At 67.6% G+C, this 20,114-nt stretch carries 13 protein-coding genes, 2 pseudogenes and 1 riboswitch; of the genes and pseudogenes, 7 read left to right on the top strand and 8 right to left on the bottom strand.

All coding sequences use genetic code 11. The features are described 5' to 3' along the window. Positions 1-92 precede the first annotated feature (92 nt). From AC1PLA_RS15855 to AC1PLA_RS15825, 7 genes and pseudogenes are all read left to right on the top strand, one after another. Positions 93-1,004: a DUF6624 domain-containing protein gene (locus AC1PLA_RS15855; protein ID WP_024940654.1), complete on the top strand. Its 912-nt coding sequence runs from the start codon at positions 93-95 to the stop codon at positions 1,002-1,004. 143 nt (positions 1,005-1,147) lie between these two features. Next, on the top strand, positions 1,148-2,434 hold the full coding sequence (locus AC1PLA_RS15850) for an O-acetylhomoserine aminocarboxypropyltransferase/cysteine synthase family protein (RefSeq protein ID WP_024940655.1): 1,287 nt from the start codon (positions 1,148-1,150) through the stop codon (positions 2,432-2,434). Positions 2,435-3,197: 763 nt separating this feature from the next. After that, positions 3,198-3,420, top strand: a riboswitch (cobalamin riboswitch). A 115-nt stretch (positions 3,421-3,535) separates the two neighbouring features. Further along, entirely contained in the window at positions 3,536-5,413 is a 1,878-nt protein-coding gene (gene btuB, locus AC1PLA_RS15845; protein ID WP_481104905.1) for a TonB-dependent vitamin B12 receptor, read from the top strand. A gap of 44 nt (positions 5,414-5,457) precedes the next feature. After that, positions 5,458-5,612 (top strand): annotated as a pseudogene (locus AC1PLA_RS15840) (bifunctional adenosylcobinamide kinase/adenosylcobinamide-phosphate guanylyltransferase); the annotation flags it as partial. Then, positions 5,609-6,655 (top strand): nicotinate-nucleotide--dimethylbenzimidazole phosphoribosyltransferase, encoded by a 1,047-nt coding sequence (gene cobT / locus AC1PLA_RS15835; RefSeq protein ID WP_024940845.1) that lies wholly within the window; start codon positions 5,609-5,611, stop codon positions 6,653-6,655. The pseudogene AC1PLA_RS15840 and the gene cobT, both read left to right, overlap by 4 nt. Then, positions 6,652-6,853: pseudogene (locus AC1PLA_RS15830) on the top strand (histidine phosphatase family protein); the annotation flags it as partial. The gene cobT and the pseudogene AC1PLA_RS15830, both read left to right, overlap by 4 nt. A 75-nt stretch (positions 6,854-6,928) precedes the next feature. Beyond that, positions 6,929-7,837, top strand: coding sequence for an AraC family transcriptional regulator (locus AC1PLA_RS15825; RefSeq protein ID WP_481104904.1), 909 nt, complete (start codon positions 6,929-6,931; stop codon positions 7,835-7,837). Here the strand turns inward: AC1PLA_RS15825 and AC1PLA_RS15820 are convergent. The 8 genes from AC1PLA_RS15820 to ybaL all read right to left on the bottom strand — a co-directional run bounded on the left by AC1PLA_RS15820 (position 7,744) and on the right by ybaL (position 20,046). Continuing rightward, on the bottom strand, positions 7,744-9,030 hold the full coding sequence (locus AC1PLA_RS15820; RefSeq protein ID WP_481104903.1) for a type III PLP-dependent enzyme: 1,287 nt from the start codon (positions 9,028-9,030) through the stop codon (positions 7,744-7,746). The genes AC1PLA_RS15825 and AC1PLA_RS15820 overlap by 94 nt on opposite strands. Beyond that, positions 9,027-10,796 carry an IucA/IucC family protein gene (locus tag AC1PLA_RS15815; RefSeq protein WP_481104902.1) on the bottom strand — a complete coding sequence of 590 codons (1,770 nt, stop codon included), beginning with the start codon at positions 10,794-10,796 and terminating at the stop codon, positions 9,027-9,029. The genes AC1PLA_RS15820 and AC1PLA_RS15815 overlap by 4 nt, the downstream gene beginning before the upstream one ends. After that, a complete protein-coding gene (locus AC1PLA_RS15810; RefSeq protein ID WP_104555516.1) occupies positions 10,774-11,982 on the bottom strand; it encodes an MFS transporter in 1,209 nt (402 codons plus the stop codon). Before AC1PLA_RS15810 ends, AC1PLA_RS15815 begins: the two co-directional genes overlap by 23 nt. Next, a complete protein-coding gene (locus AC1PLA_RS15805) occupies positions 11,979-13,781 on the bottom strand; it encodes an IucA/IucC family protein (RefSeq protein WP_481104901.1) in 1,803 nt (600 codons plus the stop codon). The genes AC1PLA_RS15810 and AC1PLA_RS15805 overlap by 4 nt, the downstream gene beginning before the upstream one ends. After that, on the bottom strand, positions 13,778-15,004 hold the full coding sequence (locus AC1PLA_RS15800) for a siderophore biosynthesis protein PvsA (protein ID WP_481104900.1): 1,227 nt from the start codon (positions 15,002-15,004) through the stop codon (positions 13,778-13,780). The genes AC1PLA_RS15805 and AC1PLA_RS15800 overlap by 4 nt, the downstream gene beginning before the upstream one ends. A 234-nt stretch (positions 15,005-15,238) precedes the next feature. Continuing rightward, on the bottom strand, positions 15,239-17,371 hold the full coding sequence (locus AC1PLA_RS15795; RefSeq protein WP_481104899.1) for a TonB-dependent receptor family protein: 2,133 nt from the start codon (positions 17,369-17,371) through the stop codon (positions 15,239-15,241). After that, complete coding sequence (locus tag AC1PLA_RS15790) at positions 17,372-18,133, bottom strand: HpcH/HpaI aldolase family protein (RefSeq protein WP_104570890.1); 762 nt, start codon at positions 18,131-18,133, stop codon at positions 17,372-17,374. Between the two features lie 215 nt (positions 18,134-18,348). Continuing rightward, entirely contained in the window at positions 18,349-20,046 is a 1,698-nt protein-coding gene (gene ybaL, locus AC1PLA_RS15785) for a YbaL family putative K(+) efflux transporter (RefSeq protein ID WP_435014554.1), read from the bottom strand. Between the last annotated feature and the right edge of the window lie 68 nt (positions 20,047-20,114).

Below are 20,114 nucleotides of genomic sequence, written 5' to 3'. Positions count from 1 at the left end.
ATCCGCTGACGTCGGGCAACGTGTTCGGATGGTGTTCCGGGGCAAGCAGTATCCGGGTACTATCGGGCCAGAGACCGACGGAAGAAACACAGATGCGCATGGCTGATCTGATCATCGGTATCGTCATGTGGACAGGCTCGGCAGTTGCAGGCCACGCCGCCCAACCACCGGATTTCGTGGCTGCCGTCGATGCCTATGAAGCAAAGGACTATTCGCGCTGCGCGGAAATTTTAGGCTCGCTGCAACGCGCTTCCATCCCGTTTCCACAAAATGCGCAGCTGCTGCAGGTGGAATGTCTTGCGGCAGCTGGCCGCACCGATGAAGCGTTGCGTTATCTCGATTCGGAGATTCCGCACGGTCGTATCGCTGCCGAAGACCTGCGTGGTAAAGATCGTCCCGGACTCAATCGACTACGCAAGACCAAAGCGTGGCCGGCGTTGTTGGCGAAGGCAGAGCATCTTGGTGCGCAGCAAAATGCTTTTTTGGATCAAGCGCTGCGACAGGAACTGCTGGCGCGTGTTGAAAAGGACCAGCAGGTCCGTCGCGCCGCGATTGCTGCCGGCGGAAAGCCGGAAGATTGGGCACGCATCGCACCGGTCGATCGCGATAACACCGCATGGTTGAAGCAAGTCGTCGCACGCCAAGGCTGGCCAGGCAATGCACTGGTTGGAGAGGACGGCGCAGAGGCCGCGTGGATACTGGTACAGCATGCCGATGCAGATCCGACGTTTCAGGCGCAGATGTTGCCGTTGCTGGAAGCGGCGCTTTCCCGCAGAGATGTAGCGGCAGACCATGTTGCGTTGCTGACTGATCGCGTGTTGCGTGCACAAGGCAAACCGCAGCGTTACGGAACGCAGTTTGAGACCGAGGCAGACGGGCACATGTCGCTGCAACCTACCGAGGACGAAGCGGGACTCGATGCGCGGCGGCGCGCAGTGGGGTTGCCGTCCATTGCCGATTACAAGCGGATGCTGCAAGAGACGTATCACACGCCAGTGCGTTGATCGTCGCGCAGTGGGTACGCAATCGCGTAGTCAAACCGGGCGTCAACGGAACTAACCGCTGGCGATGTCGTCATGGCGTGCTGGCATGAGGTGCGGGCCGGTAGCCGGGTATTGTCGAATGTCCTGTCCGAGCGAGCCGCGCCATGACCGATCCGCAGTGGAAGCCCGAAACCATCGCCGTGCACGGCGGTTATCAGCCAGATCCGACCACGCGTGCGGTGGCGGTGCCGATCTACCAGACCGTCGCCTACGCCTTCGACGATACCCAGCATGGCGCGGACCTGTTCGACCTCAAGGTGCAGGGCAATATCTACAGCCGCATCATGAACCCGACCAATGCCGTGCTGGAGCAGCGCGTGGCTGCGCTGGAAGGCGGCATCGGTGCATTGGCGCTGGCCTCCGGGCAGGCCGCGGTGACCTATGCGATCCAGACCATTGCCGAGGCCGGCGACAACATCGTCTCCTCCAGTGCGTTATATGGCGGCACCTACAACCTGTTCGCGCATACCTTGCCGCAGTTCGGCATCGGCACGCGCTTTGCCGATTATCGCGATCCGCAGGCGTTTGCCGGCTTGATCGATGAACGTACCAAGGCGGTATTCGTCGAGTCGATCGGCAATCCGCGCGGCAACATCACTGATATCGAGGCCGTGGCCGCGGTGGCGCATGCGCATGGCGTGCCGCTGATCGTGGACAACACCGTGGCCACGCCGTCGCTGCTGCGGCCGATCGACTTCGGCGCCGACATCGTGGTGCACTCGCTGACCAAGTATCTGGGCGGCCATGGCAACAGCATCGGCGGGGCGATCGTGGACAGCGGGCGCTTTCCGTGGGCGGCGCACAAACAGCGGTTTCCACGCCTTAACGAGCCGGACGTGAGCTATCACGGCGTGGTCTACACCGAAGCGCTGGGCGAGGCGGCATACATCGGCCGTGCGCGCGTGGTACCGCTGCGCAATACCGGCGCGGCGCTGTCGCCGTTCAACGCGTTCCTGATCCTGCAGGGCATCGAAACACTGCCGTTGCGGATGGAGCGCATCAATGCCAACACGCTGGCGATTGCGACGTATCTGCAGCAGCACCCGCGGGTTGCCTGGGTCAATTACGCCGCGCTGCCGGATCATCCGGAGCATGCGTTGGCGCAGAAGTACCTGGGCGGGCATGGTTCGGGCGTGCTGACCTTCGGCCTGCCCGGCGGGCGCGCGGCCGGCGCGCGTTTTCTGGATGCGCTGCAGTTGTTCACGCGGCTGGTGAACATCGGCGATGCGAAGTCGCTGGCAACGCACCCGGCATCGACCACGCACCGTCAGCTGGGCCCGGCCGAACTGGAACATGCCGGGGTCAGCGAAGACACGGTGCGGCTGTCGATCGGCATCGAGCACATCGACGACCTGCTGGCGGATCTGGAGCAGGCGCTGCAGGGGGCGTGAGGTTTGATAGCCGTGAACTGAGCAGGAGTGCGGGAAGGGACGAGCTAGCCCCTCTCCTGCGGAGGACGGGTAGCCCCTCTCCCGTCGGGGCGAGGAGGCACAGCTGGCGCGCCATGGGCGCGCGTGCCTTGGAGCGCCCGCGCCGCAAGCGCGGGCCGGGGCGCGGGAGTTGGGGTGAGGGTACGGGTTCTCCAGGCACCGCCAAGTACGCCGTCTGTCTCTGGCTTCGGTCAGGGCGTCAGCGCGGCCGGGGATTGGCTCTTCGGCTCGGTCAGACATCCTGTCTGACTCGCCGTCGCGGCACATCCCTGTGCCGCTCTCCGCCAATCCCCGGCCACGCTGCCGCCTCGGCACGTCGCTTCCATGACCCGGAAATCTTGAACACGCCAATGAAGTTCGGCTCGAAGTCCTCTCCCTTCGGGGCGAGGAGGCACAGCTTGCGCGCCATGGCGCGCGTGCCTTGGAGCGCCCGCGCCGCAGGCGCGGGCTGGCGCGTGGAGCGGGGGTTGGGGTGAGGGTACGGGGGCGAAGCCCACTCGCATGTGCGAGATGACGCTCGGTGGCAGGCATGCGGACATGCCGGCAGCCCCGGCATGCTGCTTCCATCCATGGCATGAGGCCTCGCTCCGTATCCTCATCCGCCCCTTCGGGGCACCTTCTCCCGGTGGGAGAAGGAATCGGCCATTCGCCATCCAGACGCGTGGCGACGCGTTGCGCCTGGCCGCCTGTCGCAGACCTCGGAGGCGCCCTGGGCCAATCCTGCTACCATGCGCGCCCCTGAGGTGACTGCCGGAGTTGCGGTGGTTTAAACGGGAATCCGGTGCGCGGATCGCCTTGGCGAACTGCAATGCCGGAGCTGCCCCCGCAACGGTGGGCGAGGTCAGATGCCGCAACACGCCACTGTGCAGTCGCATGGGAAGGCGCGGCATCGGAGGCGCAGGCTTCCACTCGCGAGCCCGGAGACCGGCCTGAGGGATTGAACCGGCACGCGGTGGGCGTGGCCTTGATCGTCTGGCGCTGCCGCGTTGGACGCCTGGCCCGTTGCTGTCTGCCGCCCCATTGCCCCCGCGCGGGTAGGCGCGGTTCCAGGAGCAGCAGTCGATGTCCGTTTCTTCCGTTTTGCCGCGTCGTGCGGTGCTGGCCGTGGGGCTGTCGCTGTGCGTGGCCACCCTGGCCCATGCCGAGGCCGCCATCGATCTCGACCAGGTCGTGGTCACCGCCTCGCGTACTGCGCAGACCCAGGACCAGACGCTGGCGCCGGTCACCGTGATCGACCGCGCGCAGATCGAGCGTCGCCAGGTGAATTCGCTGCAGGACTTGCTGCGTGGCGAAGCCGGGGTGGCGCTGGCTAACAATGGCGGCCCGGGCAAGCCGACCTCGCTGTTCCTGCGCGGCACCGAGTCCGACCAGGTGGTGGTGCTGATCGATGGCGTGCGCATCGGCTCGGCCACCTCGGGCGGAGCGGCGTTGCAGGATCTGCCGATCGAGCAGATCGAGCGCATCGAAATCGTGCGTGGTCCGTTCTCCAGCCTGTACGGTTCCGAGGCGCTGGGCGGGGTGATCCAGATCTTTACCCGGCGCCCGCAAGGCCGCTTCGTGCCCACCTTCAGCGCGGCGGCCGGCAGCGACAATGCGCGCCGCTATAGCGCGGGCCTGGCCGGGCGCAGCGAAGGCGATCTGAGCGAAAGCGGTGGCTGGTATTCGGCCAACGCGGTGCATGACGAAACCGATGGCATCAACGCGTATCTGGACACCAGCTCCAGCGACTACGACCCGGATCGCGATGGCTACCGCAACGATTCGCTGAGCGTGCAGGGCGGCTGGCGCTTTAATCGCCAGTGGGACGCCGACGTGCATGCCTTGCGCGCGCAAAGCCGCAACGAATACGACGGCTCGGCCTTCGGCGGCAACCTGTCCAAGGGCGTGCAGCAGGCGGTCGGTGGCCGTGTGCGTTACGCGCCTACCGATGCGGTCAAGCTCACTGCCAGCGTCGGCAGCAGTTCCGACTTCAGCGATGCGTATTACGACGGTGCGTATCTGTCCACCTATGACACCCGCCGCAAGCAGGGCACGTTGCAGGCCGATATCGCTGCCGGCGCGGGCCTGTTCACGGTCGGCTTCGACTGGCAGCGTGACGCCATCGCCAGCAGCGACAATTACGATGCCGACAGCCGCATCGACCGAGCCGCATTCGCGCAGTGGCAACAGAGCTTCGGTGCGCAGTCCTTGCAGGCCAGCCTGCGTCGCAACGACAACAGCCAGTTCGGCGGCAAGACCACCGGCAGCCTGCTGTGGGGCTGGGATGTTGCCGAGCATCTGCGCCTGACCGCCAGCTACGGCACCGCGTTCAAGGCACCGACCTTCAACGAGTTGTATTACCCCGATTTCGGCAATCCGTTGCTGGGGCCGGAAACCTCCAAGAGCGCCGAGCTCGGCCTGCGCGGTAGCTACGGCTGGGGCACCTGGACGCTGAGCGCGTTCCAGACCCGCATCGACGATCTGATCGCCTACGACGCGTCGTTGGTGGATGCGGCGCATCCGTTCGGGCAGCCGAACAATATCGATCAGGCGCGCATCCGCGGCGTGGAAGCCGGCTATGACACCGAGCTGGCCGGCTGGACCGTACGCAGCGCCTTGACCTGGCTGCAGCCGCAGGCCGATGGCGAGGTCAACAACGGTAACTGGTTGCCGCGGCGTGCGCGGCAGAGCGGGCGCATCGATGCGGACCGCAGCTTCGGTGCATTCGGCGTCGGCGCGAGCCTGTTCGGGTCCGGCAAGCGCTTCGACGATCTGGCCAACACCGAGCGCCTGGCCGGGTACGGGTTGCTGGATCTGCGCGTGAGCTATGCCGTGACCGTGGACTGGAAGGTATCGCTCACCGCCAACAACGTGTTCGATCGCCAGTACGAAACCGCACGCTGGTATGCGCAGCCGGGGCGCAATTATCTGCTGACGTTGCGTTATCAGGCCGCGCAGTAAGCGCGGCTGTTGCGCCGTGCATGCGCACTGTGAGGTGAGCGCGCAACGAGGTGGGGCAGGGCGTCGTGCCGCTGGGCGAACTCACGCGTCGATTTGTCGACAGGCCGGCCGGCTGCACCAGGCATTGGCGCTACAGTGCGAGCGTGTGGTGCTGGTGGTGGCAGGTTTGCCGATGGTTCTGACGGGAGAGGCGGTGTGACAAGCGATTGGATCCATGGTGCCTGTGCGGTGCCGGACGCGCGCGTGCGCGCGGCTGCGCTGGCGCGGCAGGAGCAACTGACCAAGCCGCACGGCGCGCTGGGCCGGCTGGAACAGCTGGCAGTGCAGCTGGCGGCCTGGCAGCGCAATGAGCACCCCACCGTGCAGCGGGTCTGGATCGCGGTGTATGCCGCCGACCACGGCGTCGCCGCCGAGGGCGTGTCTGCGTTTCCGCAGGCGGTCACCGGCGAGATGGTGCGCAATTTCGCCCGCGGTGGCGCCGCCATTGCGGTGCTGGCGCGCGAGCTCGGTGCGCGCCTGGAAGTGGTAAATCTGGGCGTGGTCAACGACCCGGGCGAGTTGCCGCGGGTGCGGCGTGCCTGGATCGCGCCGGCCAGTGCCAACATCTGCGAGCAGCCGGCGATGAGTTCCACCCAGTTGCGCGACGCGCTTGCCGCGGGCGCCGAAAGCGTCGCCCAGGCAAAGAGTTGCGACACGCAGCTGTTTGTCGGCGGCGAAATGGGCATCGGCAACACCACCTCGGCCGCGGCGTTGGGCTGCGCGCTGCTGTCGCAATTTCCGCAGGCGATGGCCGGCGCCGGCACCGGGCTGGATGCCGAGGGCATCGCCCACAAGGCCACCGTAATCACCCGTGCGCTGGCCCTGCATGCCGATGCTGCGACGCCGTTGGAGCGGTTGCGCCGGCTGGGCGGTTTCGAGATCGCCGCCCTGGTCGGTGCCTACATCGCCGCTGCGCAGGCCGGGATTCCGGTGCTGGTGGATGGCTTCATCAGCACCGCCGCGGCGCTGGTCGCCACCCATCTCAATGGCGGCGTGCGCGAATGGCTGTTGTTCGGGCATCGCTCGCAGGAGCGCGGCCACGCCGCCTTGCTGCGCGCACTGGATGCCGAACCCTTGCTGCAACTGGACCTGCGCCTGGGCGAGGCCAGCGGCGCAGCGGTGGCGATTCCGCTGCTGCGTCACGCCTGCGCCTTGCACAACGGCATGGCCACGTTTGCCGAAGCCGGCGTGTCCGACGCATGAGTGTGCAGATCAGCTTGCTGCGGTACGGCGACACTGGCTAGCACAGCGACCGCGGTCAGCTCGACGACCCGCTCGCTTAACTGGCAGGCAGCAACTGCGCGCGGCCACCGCCGATGGCGCATGGGATGCGGTGGTGGCCTCGACGCTGTAACACCTGCGCCTGGTTCGCCACCGGGTTGTATGCAGCCGAACGCGCCAGCGACGTTGCGCAAGATCGGGACCGCGCGCCGTGCCGATCTGCGCGATGCTGGGGCTGTCCAACAGGAAACGCCCATGCCAGCAGCTGCTTCGGTCGTCTTCAATCGCCAGCGCAGCGTCGAGCGCGTCGTCGCCCATCTGCAGGCCAGCATTCGCGCCGGCGAACCGCTGCCGGACCTGGCCGCATTGGCGGCAGTCGCGCAGCAGTCGCCGCATCATTTCCATCGGGTCTATCGCGCGTTGGCCGGCGAAACCCTGGGGCAGACCATTGCGCGGCTGCGGCTGAGTTATGCGCTGCATCTGCTGGGCGAGCCGGCCAGCACGGTGACCGAGGTGGCGCTGGCGGTGGGTTATCAGACCCCGCAGGCGCTGGCACGCGCGTTCCGCAGCCTGTTGCAGGCCAGCCCGAGCAGCTTGCGCAACGCGCCCGCGGTGCGCGCACAGAAACTGCAGCAGCTGGCCATGCCCTCGCTGCCGCCGCAGATGTCCGGCGCACCCTTGCAGGTGCTGGTGCAAATGCTCGATCCGCTGGAAGTGGTGGTGCTGCGCCAGCGCGGCGCCTTCGACGATCTGGACCGTGGCTTCGGCCGCATCGCGGCCTGGGCCGAGCGCGCCGGTGCAATCGAACAACTGCAGGCCTTGATCGGCCTGCCGCTTAGCGACCACCGCGATGTGCCGGCACATCGGCATCTGTTCGAATGCGGCATGGTCTTCGACGCCGCACTGTCGCCGCCGGCGCCGCTGCAACTGCGCCAGCTCGACGGCGGCGCGCATGCAGTGCTGCGTCATGTGGGCTCTTATGCAGGTATCGAAGACGCGCTCGACCGCGTGCTCGCGCAATGGCTGCCCGACAGCGGCTACGTCCTGCGCGATGCGCCGCTGCACTATCTCTACCTGGACGACCCCGAAGCGGTGGCAGAGGCAGAGCTGCGTGCCGACATCCGTGTGCCGGTCCGGCCCGCGACGGACGCCGATGCCGCCTGAGCTACCACCGGCAGGAACACCATCTGCGGCGGCGGATGCATCAGGAACTGCTGGTGCGAGATATTCCACGCATACGCGCCGGCCAGCGGGAAGGCCAGGCAGTCGCCAGGCGCCAGCGCTGCGATAGGTTGGTTGCGCGCCAGCACGTCCTTGGGCGTGCACAGCTGCCCGACCAGGGTGACCGGGGTGTCGCGCAGCACCGGCGCGTGCCTGCCACGCAATACGCGGAACGGGTGATCGTGGCCTTGCGCGGCCGGGGTGCGGAAGTGATGGGTGCCGCCGCGGGCGATCGCAAACCACGCGCCGTGGCTGCGCTTGAGGTCCAGCACGTCCATCAGATACCAGCCGCAGCTGGCGCTGACATAGCGCCCGGGTTCCAGCCGCAGGCGCAGTGCCTGGCCGTGTTCGCGTAGCAAGGCAGGCAAGCCGGCGCAGAAGCCGGCCCAGTCGAACGATGATTCCGGTGCCAGATAATCTACACCGAAGCCGCCGCCTGCATTCACCCGCAACGGGCCAAGCGCGTAGGCCTGCCGCCACTGCTGCACGGTGCGCAGGTAGGCGGCGATCAGATGCAGCTGCGCGCCGGCATCGCGCTGATGCGACATCAGATGGAAATGGAAGCCCTCCAGCCGCAGCGAGGGGCTGGCCCGCAGCCGCTGGATCGCCGCGTCCAGATCGTCCGGGTCCAGGCCGAACGGCGAGGGCTGCCCGCCCATCATCAGGCGCGTGCTCTGCGCACCGGGCACGGCGATGTTCATGCGTAGGAATACCGGCACGCAGCGGCCGGCCTGCGCCGCGATCGTGGCCAGGCGTTCCAGTTCGCCCAGGCTTTCCACATGCACGGTGCAGTCGGGCAGTGCGACGGCCTGGGCCAGTTCGCCATCGAGCTTGCCAGGGCCGCCGAACAACAACGCGGCCTGGGGTTGTTGCCGATGCAGCCAGGCCAGTTCGCCGCCGGAGGCTGCCTCGAAGCCATCCACGTGCGGGGCGAGCGTGTGCAGGATCGGCGGCTCCGCATTGGCTTTTGCCGCGTAGAACAGCTCGCAGTCGGCCGGCAGTTGCGCGCGCATCCAGGCCGCATGCGCATCCAGTGCGGCCAGGTCGTAGACGTAGGCGCACAGCGGGCCATCGCTTTTGTCGCGGATGCCCGGCAATGCCTGCATCACTGCGTCCATATCGATGCGCAGGCTCATGCCGCCACCTGCCGTGCCGCAGCGATGCGTGGCATCGGATTGGGCAGCGCGGTGTAATCGGATTGGCGATCGGCGCGTTGCCACAGCCGCGTGCCCAGATTGTTCTTGCCGGGCAGCGGCGCGCCGTCGATCAGGCCCTGCAGCGCGGTTTGCGCGCCATGACGTTGCTGCCAGCGTGCGGCGATCTCGCCAACGCAGTGCCACAGGCGCGCTTCGAGCACGTCATCGCCTTCGGTGAGGTGGAAGATCGCCTCGGCCAGATTGTTGACCAGCGCGCAATACGCCACGCGATTCCAGCCCTGTTCTGGCGTGTAGTACAGCGATTGCCGGGCGCGTTCGCCCACGCCCTGCAAGCGCGTGGCGGGCCAGTGATGTGCGAGCAGCTTGGTGCCTTCCAGGTCGCGGATCCATACCCGGGTCGGCCAGCCATCGGCAAACCCGATCACGGTGTTCTGCAGGTGCGGTTCCAGCGCAATGCCGTGCTGGAACAGGGCACTCCACACCCCGTCCAGCAGCAAGCCGGCATAGGCACGGAACCACAGCAGCGTGGCGGTGTGGCGATCCATCTGCGCGCCGCCCTGTGCCTGCAGCCTGGACGCACACACGCTGTTGCCCTGCGCATCGCAGGTGAACAACGCGGCGGCCACCTGCGGCTGCCAACGCGCGCGTTGCGCGGCGGGCAGGGTCTGCCGGTACAGGATGCCGAAGCTCTCCGACAGGCCACGCGCCGCCAGCGGGTCGGCATCGTGCAAGGCGGGATCGACCTGGGCGACCTCCAGCGAGGTGGCCGCCGGCTCCAGCATCACATCGAAGCCCGGCACCTGCACGGCCAGCGCACGCCAGCTCGGTGCCAGCAGCTCGGTGAGTGCGACCGCACTTTCCAGCTCGTACCAGGCGTTCTTGCGCACGCAGTTGGTCAACCGCACATGCACCGAGCACTTGAGGAAATAATCCAGTTCCGGGTGATACAGCGTGCGCACCGACGAGGTGGGCCGCAGTGCCTCGCCCAGCATGCCGACAGGCTCGATCAGCCCGCGTGCCTGCAGGGTGCGCAGCAGCGGGTCGTCGAGCAGGCGCTGCGCTTCCCACGGATGACAGGGATACAGCGCGTCGCTGCCGGAGAGCTGCCGCAGGCTGGCACGCACATCGCGGCCCTGCATGCGCAGCAGCCGTGGGTCGATGCGGAACCAGAACAGCTGGAACGCGGCGCGCGCTTCCGGCGCGCAGGCCAGTACCTGCGCCAGATCGACGCCTTCGCGGCTCTTGGGCGTGGGATGCAAGGCATGCCCCCACAGCATCGATTGTTCGGCGTCGATCATCGACTCGCCGGTCGCGGCGCTGCCCTGTGCCTGGCGCAGCAGTGCGGCAGTGATCGCCACGCTGTTGGCGCTTTGCGCGAGCAGTTCCGGGTTGACCGTCTGCGTGCTGCCCAGCGTCTGCAGCAGGCAACGCGCCAAGGCATGCGCGTCCAGGCTCTGCCACGGTTGGCCGGCGCTCTTGAGAAACGGCGTGGAGGCAAAGCGGCAGCGGCCCAGGCGATCGGCATAGGCGATCCGCACACACAGCGCGCCGGTGTCGCCTAGATCGATCCGCAGCCAGCGCTGCTCGGCCACGCGCGGGCCGGGGCGATCCAGCCCGCGGTAATCGAAGTCCACTGTGCGCTGCGGAATTGCGAACTCGCGCAGGTAGCAGTTCAACCAGCAACTGCAGGCCTGCGCGTCGGCCATGCTGTCGTACCAGGGGTCATGCATCGTGTGCGGCGACATCGGCGGATCTCCTCGAAGGGAAGCGCACCAGAACGGTGAGCGCAGCGGCGGCCGCAGCCAGCGCGGCAGCCAGGAAAGGGGTGGCAGGGCCGGCCGCCTGGGCCAGCGCGCCGGCAGCGGCACCGGCGAACACGCCGGCCCATTTGCCGCAGGCATCGAAGCGGCCGAACAAACGCCCGGCGCCATGCCCGCTGGCGACCAGCGCCAGGCTGCGGTTGAGCCCACGCAGGCCGAACAACATGCCGAACCCGAACAGTAGGCGTGCCGCTGCCAATGCGGCGGCGTCGTGCAGCAGCGCCTGCCACAGGCAGGCCAGCGCGAATAGCGCCAGGCCGGGCACCAGCCAGGCCTCGCCATCGCCGCGCCGCCACCACGGCAGCACCACCAGATAGACCAGGTGCGGCAGGCTGTAGAGCAGGCCGGCCAGCGCGTCGTGGCCGGCGCCGCGCGCCAGCGCATACGGGATGAAGTAGGGGAAGGTCACCACCATCGCGAAGCAGAACAGGAACTGCGCGATCAGCAACGCAGGCCATAGTGCGCTGGCCGGTGTGGTGGTCGGTGCTGACGCCGATGGCGCCGACGTAACCGCATGCCCGGAGGGTGTGGACTGCGCAGTGGGCGCGGTCGGCCGTGGCGCAGGCCGGTCGGCGGGCAGACGCCAGGTCAGCGCGAACGCCAGCAGCGGCAGCAGCGCAAGCGCGCGATACAGCGACTGCGCCGGGCCAAGCGCCACGGCCAGGCCCAGCAACGCAGGCGCGCTGACCATCGCCAGGCGCGCCGAGTACTGCGTCCAGTCGAGCGCGCGCGCCAGCGGGCCGGCCTGCGGCTGGCTGGCCAGGTACGCATTGGCCGCCGCCAGCGAGCCGCCGCAGGTGCCTTGCACGATCAGGCCGATCACCAGCCAGCTCAGCGACGGCGCGAAGCCGGCGATCGCAAAGCCCAGCGCCAGCCCCAGTTGCGCACGCAGCAACGAGCGCTTGCGTCCATAGCGGTCGGCCAGGCGCCCCCAGGTGCCGGCCGTCAACGCGGTGCACAGCGTCGGCAACACGTACAGCACGCCGCTCCAGCCAACCGCCGCCGAGGGCGCCAGTTCGGCCAGCACCTGCGGCAGAAACAACGGCATGCCCAGTGCGGTGAAGGCGGCCAGGTAATGCGCGGCCAGCACCGGGCCCAGGATGCGCTTCATCGCTGGGCACCCGCCTGCCGACGCGGGCTCTGCTGCGCGCCAGCGAAGGCGTCGCCGAAGGGATTGGGCGCGCTATCGCCGTAGAACTTGTTGATGTCGCTCGCACCAGTGAGTTGCTTGCTGAGCAGGCTGCCGGCGCTGAGCAGGTACTTCACCGGCAGCCGCGGTGCGGCCAGCAGGCGACGTGCGGGAGCAGTATCGATGCCATCGACATCCAGCTGCGCCAGCGTCAAGGCGAACTGCGTCTGCAACTGCGTGTACAGCGGCGTGCGCAGCGCCGGCTGCCATTCGGCCAGGCCTTCCAGCACTGCCTGCAGATCCAGTTGCAGCACGATGGTGCAGAACATCTGTGCCAGGGCCTGCGGCTGGTCCACCGCGATGCGCGCGTCGTGCAGCGGGCCCAACGCGTCCAGATCCGGCAGCTGCGCGCGCAACTGCGGCATCGCGATGCGCGCGGCGTCGTTGTCCTTCATCAGCAGCCGCGTCGCCTGGCCATCGGCGTAGACCAGCACGCTGTTCTGCTGATTGGCTTCCAGCGCAATGCCGTAGCGCAGCCACAGGCGCAAATGCACCGCCAGCATCAGCTCGGTGTACTCGCGCCACCAGCCGAGCAGATCGCCCTGTGCAAAGCGCTCGGCCAGATGGATCGCCATCGGCCGGCCATCGGGCAACCGCGCGCACAGCGCGGCCACCGGCACCAGCGTGGTGGCGTCCAGCGGTGGGTAACGCCGCAGCAGATAGGCCAGATGACGGGTCTGTCCCACATGCCCGCCATGCGATTCGTCCACGAACATGCAGCGGCCGCGCAGGGCCGGATCCAGCGCATCGATGCGCCGCAGTGCGCGCTCCAGCCAGTGGCCGTCGTACAGCGTGGAGGGCTTGATCAGGCGCAGATTGAGCGCGCCCAGCGTGCGCATCGGAATCGGCAGCTTGAGATGCAGCTGCGGATGCTGCAGCGGCACCAGCGTGCGGACCGACAGGGTGGGGCGCACCTCCAGCCAGGCCTGCGGCGCCCGCAGTGTGCCTGGCGGCAGTGCAAAGCCGTCCTGCTCCAGCCGCGCCCACACCAGCGGATGCACCGGCCAGGCGACATGCGTGTCGGCCAGCGCAGGCGGCAGGCCCAGCGTGGCGAAGTCCGGCCACAACTCGGTTGGCGGCGCGCTGGTGCAGCTGACCTGCGCACGCGGAACCGCCAGCCAGCGCAGCGTAAAGGTGGGCGCGAATTCGGGCGCATAATCGCGCAGTTCCGAGGCATCCAGCCCGGCCTTGGCGCGTGCGGTGGGATAGAACGGATGATCGCGATAGCTGGCCAGTTGATCGCAGCGATACGCGCGCTCGGACGCGTCTGCATGCTGCAGCGCGTTGAGTAGCGCAGGTGCCTGTGCATCGTAGGCCTGGCGCGCCAGGCCCAGGTGGGCGGCAGCGCACTCGGCTTCTTCAGCGTAGGCGCGATGCAGCTGCTGGGTGTCCATGTCGAGCTGGGCGCTCATGCGCTGCAGCCAGGCCTGCGCACCGCGTTCGACCTGCGCGCCATCGGCGCCCTGCACGATCCAGCTGTCGCCGCAGGCGCTGATGTCCTGCAGATAGCCCTGCCGATGGATCGGCAACCACAGCGTGCCGTCTGGCAGATGCGCGATGCGCCACCAGCCCTCCACCGGGCTGGGGTCGGTCCATGCCGCCAGCACGCCTGCCTCGGGTATTGCGGCGCTGCCGCGGCTGGCAATACCGCGCAGATCCTCGCGCAGGCAGGCATCGATGATGCGGGTGGCGATATAGCGTTGGTCGGCGGCACTGCTCATGCGCGCAGCTCCGCGCCATCGATGCGCCACTGCAGCCCCGCTTCGGCATGCACCACCGCCTGTTGCAGCGCCTGTGCATCGCTGGCCACCGCGCTCAGCACACCCAGATAATCCTTGTTGGAATGGCTCAGGCGGATGCGCTCGCCGGGCGCGCGCATCCGCCGGTACTGCACATCGCTATGCGCATCGTGGTGGCGGCGATCTTCGCTGGCGGTCACCAGCTCGCCGTCTCGCTCGGCGACGTAGTAACGCAACAAGGCATGGGCACGATCGCAGCGCAGCTGCGGCAGCGGCAGGCCCAGATGCGGCGCCAGCGCGGCGGTGAACCATTGCCTGCCGAACATCTCGTCGAGCAGGAACTCGCGGCGGTCGCCGATGCTGCGGTAGTTGATCTCCACCAGCACCGGGCCGTCGCTGGTGAGGATGAATTCGCTATGGCACAGCCCGAAGCCGACCCCGAAGCTGCGCAACTGTTGCAGCGCCTGCGCAATCACCGGCGTGTCCACGCGGGCATCCCATTGCGCCTCGCATTCCACGAAGTGCGGCGGCGGCGACAAACGCACCTTGAAGCCGCCCAGCGCCTGCAGCGTGTGGCCGTCGCCCAGCGTTTCCAGCGTAAACAGCGCCCCTTCCAGCATGCCTTCCAGCAGCACGGTGCGCTGCGGATGGCGCTGCCACACATCGTCCAGATAGGCCTGCAACTGCTCGGCATCTGCACAGTGGCGCACGTCCAGGCTGGCCACGCCCTCGCGCGGTTTGGCCACCACCGGCCACGGAATATCGCCCGGCAATGCAGCACCCGGCGCCAGCGTGCAGAACCACGGCGATGGCAGTCCACGCGCACGCAGGCGCTGACGCATCGCCGCCTTGTTCTTGGCCGCGTAGCAGACCTGCCAGTCCTTGCCGGGCAGGCCGAGACCCGCTGCGACCAGCGCGGTGCTGGTCTGCAGATGATCGCTGTTGCTGAACACCGCGCGCGGCGATACATCGGCGTCGTGCAGCACATCCAGCACGCCGAGCGGATTGAACACATCGCATTCGATCACCCGTTGCGGCGCATGCGCCGGATGCTCGCGGAAATGGCTGAGGTGATCGAGTCGGTGGTCGGTCAGCAGCCACACCGGCAGGCCGAGCGCATGCGCGGCCGGAAGAAACCCTTCGGTGATGGCCGGATGGCAGACATGGGTGAGGATCACCAACGGTGCAGTGGATGTGGCAGTCATGGCAGCTCTCGTTCAACAGGACGGTGGAAAAAACCGGTACTGAAACGGGCTGCCTGGCGCCGCAGGGGCGTTGGGTGGCCTGCGATACGGTGATCGCATGCCGCATGCTGCGGCAGGGAGACGTGCGTCATGCACGCCGTGTTGTCTGTGGCGCCCGCCAGCGCGAGCGCCGTTGCCGTCAGCCGACCGACGCCCCTGTACGTCGGTCGCTACGGCATGTGCCGGGTGGGAGGCCTAAAACGTGTACTCCAGCCCGGCGGTGACGGTGCGCGACGGTGCGGCCTGGCGGCCCCACGGGCTGGTATCCACGCCGCGGAACCAGTACTGCCGATCGAACAGGTTGTTGATCGCCAGCGACGCGCTGAATTTTTGTCCATCGCGTTCAAACAGCGTATGGCTCACCTGCGTGTTCCACACCCAGTACGACGGCAACTCGCCGACCGAGGCGATCGCGTTCTCCTGCACGGTGTTTGCCGCATCGCTGTAGGCCTTGCTGAAGTAGTAGCTCGACAGTGCGACAGTGGTGTGACCGAGCGTGTAGTTGCCGCCCAGGGTGATCTGGTTGCGCGAGGTGTAGGGCACGCGCAGCCCGCGGAATGCGCCCGATTCCTGGCTGGCATCCAGATACGCATAACCGGCGTTGAGGGTGAGCGCGCGCAGGTTTTCCGGGCTCCATTGCAGTTCCAGCTCGCCGCCTTGATGGCGGGTCTTGCCGAGGTTGCGGAACACGCGCGTGGTGTTGTCCAGCTGGATCTGCTGATCGAAATCGATCAGATAGGCACCGAGCTGGATGCGGGTGCGGTCGTTGGGCTGGTAGCGCGTGCCGGCTTCGTAATTCCACGCCAGTTCGGCATCCAGGTTGTTGCCGAAGATGATCTGGGTGACCTGCGGCGCACGCAGCGAGCGCTGCCCGTCCGCATAGAAGAACCATTGTGCGTTGGCCTGGAAACCCACCGTCAACCCCGGCAATACATCGCGGGTCTGGTTGCGCGTACGCAGGCCGGTGGCGCGATTGAAATAGCGCGAATCCAGCCGCTCGTAGCGCAGGCCCGGGGTGATGGTCAGGCGTTCGTCGGGCAGGGTGATGGCATTGCTGACGTAGGCGGCCAGGGCGCGGTCTTCAAATTGCCAGTCACGCACGCTGGTGAACAGGCCATCGCGCAGACGCAGATTGCCGACCAAAAAGTCGATGTCCTCGTGCACCGCACGCACGCCGGCGGTCCACTGCTGACGCACGCCACCGGCATCGCCCATGCTCCAGCTCAGCCGCGGCTCGCTGCCGACCACGCGGAAGTCGCGCGGTGCGGTCTGGCGCAGTTGCGGCGGCAGGTCCGAACGCCAGGTTTCGGTGGCGGCCTGACGCATGCCGACGATGAAATTGCGGCTGCTGCGCGCGCTGAAGTTGGTCCAGGACAACCGAACATCTTTCAGCGGCCCCCAGTCTCCGAACAACTGCTCGTAGCTCAACGACGCACGCGTGGTACGCCCATTGAAGCTGTCCAGCGGGCGGGTGGACTGGCGCGGGTCGCGCCGGTAATCGTCCGGGCTGAGCGCGCCGGCCAGATCCATGTCGACCAGATAGCGTTGCACGCTGGCCTTGAGCAACTTGGTGTCATCCAGCCACCACTCCGCACGCACGCGCAGATTGCTGATGTCGGTATCGCTGTGTGCGCGCCAGTACTCGCCGTAAGTGCGATTGGCATCGACCTGCAGGCCGAGGTTGTCGGTGAGGTAGCCGCCGCTGCTGAGCGCGCTGTCCTGCAGGAACTGGCCCTGGCCGCCGGCGGTGACCTTGTGGGCCAGCGTGGTACTCCACTCGCTGGGGATCTCCTTGCTGACCAGATTGATCACCCCGCCGACGTTGTTCGGCCCGTACTGCACGGCCGCGCCACCGCGCACGATATCGATGCGGTCGATCTGGTTCAGCCCCACCGGAAACAACGACAGGCTGGTCTGCCCGTACGGCGCCAGTGCCAGCGGAATGCCGTCTTCCAGCACCTGCACGCGGCCGCTGCGGCTTTCGTACAGGCCGCGCAGCATCAGCTGCGGCAACGCGCCGGTGCCGGTCTCGTCGAAGATCTTGATGCCCGGCACGCGCTGCAAGGCATCGTCCAGCGAGCGGTTGCCGCCATTGCGCAGTTGCTCGCGGTCGATCACCTGGCGGCTGCCGGCATAGCGCTGCACGTCGTCGGGCCTGGAACGCCCGAGCAGGCTGCCTTGCACCTGGATCGTGTCCAGCGCACGGATCGGCGTCTGCGCAGCGGTGGCCGCCGCATCCGGCGACTCGGTGGCGAACGCCAACGGCGGCAGGGCCCAGGTGGCCGCAGCGATGGCGATGGTCAGGGCGTGGAAACGGAACGTCGACATCTACGGCGTGCTCCTGCAGGCGGGTGGTGGAGTGGGTGCGGCGAAGCTGGCCAGGTGGCCGCGCAGTGCGCGTTGAATCAGCGCGCGGTCTTCGCCGGCCAGCAGCCAGCGCAGGTCCGGCTGTTGCAGCCAGTGCGCGCGTTGCGCGTCGGTGCGCGGATTGGGGCAGAACGGCACGTCGGCCGCCACGCAGTGCGCATGCAGTTGCAGCAGCAGCTCCCACACCTGTGGATGGGTCGGTTGCGGGCCCAGGCCCAGATCCAGCGCAAGATCCAGCGCGCCTTCCATCACCAGTGCCACGCCGGGCAGCGCCAGCAGCTCGGGCACTGCCGCAATGCCGGCGGCACTTTCGATCATCGGCACGATGCGGATGTCGCGATTGGCCTGCGCGATATACGTGGGCAGGTCGACATTGCCGAAACCGGTGACGCGCCCGCCGGTGATGCCGCGCCGCCCCAGTGGCGGGAACCGTGCTGCGGCGATGGCATCGGCCAGTTGCGCGGCCGATTCGGCGCGTGGAATGACGATCCCGCGCGCGCCGGCATCCAGCACGCGGCCGATCAGTTTTTCGTCCACCTCCGGCACGCGCACCCAAGCCTCGCAGCCGGACAGCTCGCAGGCGCGGATGGCGTGTTCCAGTTCGTCCGGCGCGCGCAGCACATGTTCCAGATCGAGCACCACAAAGCCGTAGCCGATGCGGCCCAGCAGCTCGCACAACTGCACGCTTGGCACTGCGTTGAGAACGCCAACCGCAAACGTCATGGATGAGGCCGTCAAGGAAACGGGCGCTCATCCTGCTCCGGATGGGAATGATTATCAAGTGGATTTGGTGGGCAGTTTTCGGTGCCCTGGTCGCAATTCGATCAATGCACGGCTGCAAGCCGTTTCGCATTGAACCACCTGCGGGCAACAAAAAACCCGCAGGCGCCGCCGGCGGGTTTTCGATTCGTGCAGCGCTGCGTCGCCCCGCCTTGCGGTTACGACGCCGGTACGCGTAATGCCCGATACGGCGGGGTGGACATCACCATCTCGGCCAGCGAATAGGCCAGCTCGCGTTCGGCCAGCACCGCACCGTCGGCGCCGTGTTCAAGCAGGTGCTTGACCTCGGTGTCGCTGTGTGCGCGCGCCAGCAGCGTCAGCGAGGGGTTGATTGCGCGCAGCTTGGCCAGCGCCTCGCCGGCTTCCAGCGGCTGCGGGATCGCCAGGATCGCGATCTTGGCGTGCTCCGGGCGGGCTTCGGCCAGCACGCGGTCGGCCGCCGCACTGCCGCGGATACCGGGAATGCCGGCCGCATGCGCCTTGGCCACATGATCGCCGTTGTCGTCGATCACCAGCACCGGCACGCCGCGGCTACGCAGCAGCTGCGCCAGCGCGCTGCCGACGCGGCCATAGCCGATCACGATGGCATGGCCGTCCAGCGGCAGCGGCGGGCCGGGCGGCAGTTCCGGCTCCACCGCGGCCGGGGCGTCCTGCGCCTGCTTGGCCTGCCAGCGATCCAGCCACGAGAACAAGAACGGGTTGGCGATGATCGACAGCAGCGCGCCGGCCAGGATCAGGTCGCGCCCGGTTTCCGGCAGGATCGCCAGCTGCACGCCCAGCCCGGCCAGGATGAAGGAGAACTCGCCGATCTGCGCCAGGCTGGTGGAAATGGTCAGCGCGGTGCCGGTGGGGTGGCCGAATGCACGCACGATCACGAATGCGGCCAGCGACTTGCCCAGGGTCACGGTCAGGAACGTGGCCAGCACCTGCCACGGGTGCTCGACCAGGATCATCGGGTCGAACAGCATGCCCACCGAGACGAAGAACAGCACCGCGAACGCATCGCGCAACGGCAGCGAATCGCTGGCGGCCTTGTGGCTGAGCTCGGATTCCTTCAGCAACATGCCGGCGAAGAACGCGCCCAGCGCGAACGACACCCCGAACAGCGTGGCCGACAGGAACGCCACGCCCAGCGCGATGCCGAGCACGGCCAGCGTGAACAGCTCACGCGAGCCGGTGGCGGCGACCTTTTCCAGCGACCACGGAATCACCCGCCGCCCGACCACCAGCATCACCGCCACGAACGCCACCATCTTGAACAGCGTCAGGCCCAGCGCGGCCAGCAGCGAGGTGGACTCGCCGGCATGCGCCGCAGCCGGCGCGGCGGTACCCAGCACCTCGGCCAGGGCCGGCAACATCACCAGCGCGATCACCATCACCAGGTCTTCGACGATCAGCCAGCCCACCGCGATGCGGCCGCGCTGGGTTTCCAGCAGGCGGCGTTCTTCCAGTGCGCGCAGCAGCACCACGGTACTGGCCACCGACAGTGCCAGGCCGAACACCAGCCCATGCATCAGCGGCCAGCCCATGCTCCAGGCCAGTGCCCAGCCAAGCAGCGTGGCGACCACGATCTGCGCCAACGCACCCGGAATCGCGATCCATTTCACTTCCATCAGATCGTCGAGCGAGAAGTGCAGGCCCACGCCGAACATCAGCAGCATCACACCCAGCTCGGACAGCTGGTTGGCCATGGTCTGGTCGGCCACGAAGCCGGGCGTGAACGGCCCGACGCAGACGCCGGCCAGCAGATAGCCGACCAGCGGCGAGAGTTTCACTTTCTGTGCGAGCGTGCCCAGCACGAAAGCGACCGCGAGGCCGACGGCGATGATGTCGATGAGGCTGGTGTCGTGATGCATTCCAATCCGTTGTGAGAGTGTCCGAGAGAGCGTCGCGGGCGCGACCAGCCAACGGCACTGCGCCGGGC

Source organism: Xanthomonas sp. NCPPB 1826 (assembly GCF_056725285.1).
This window is presented reverse-complemented; position numbering and strand designations above follow the sequence as displayed.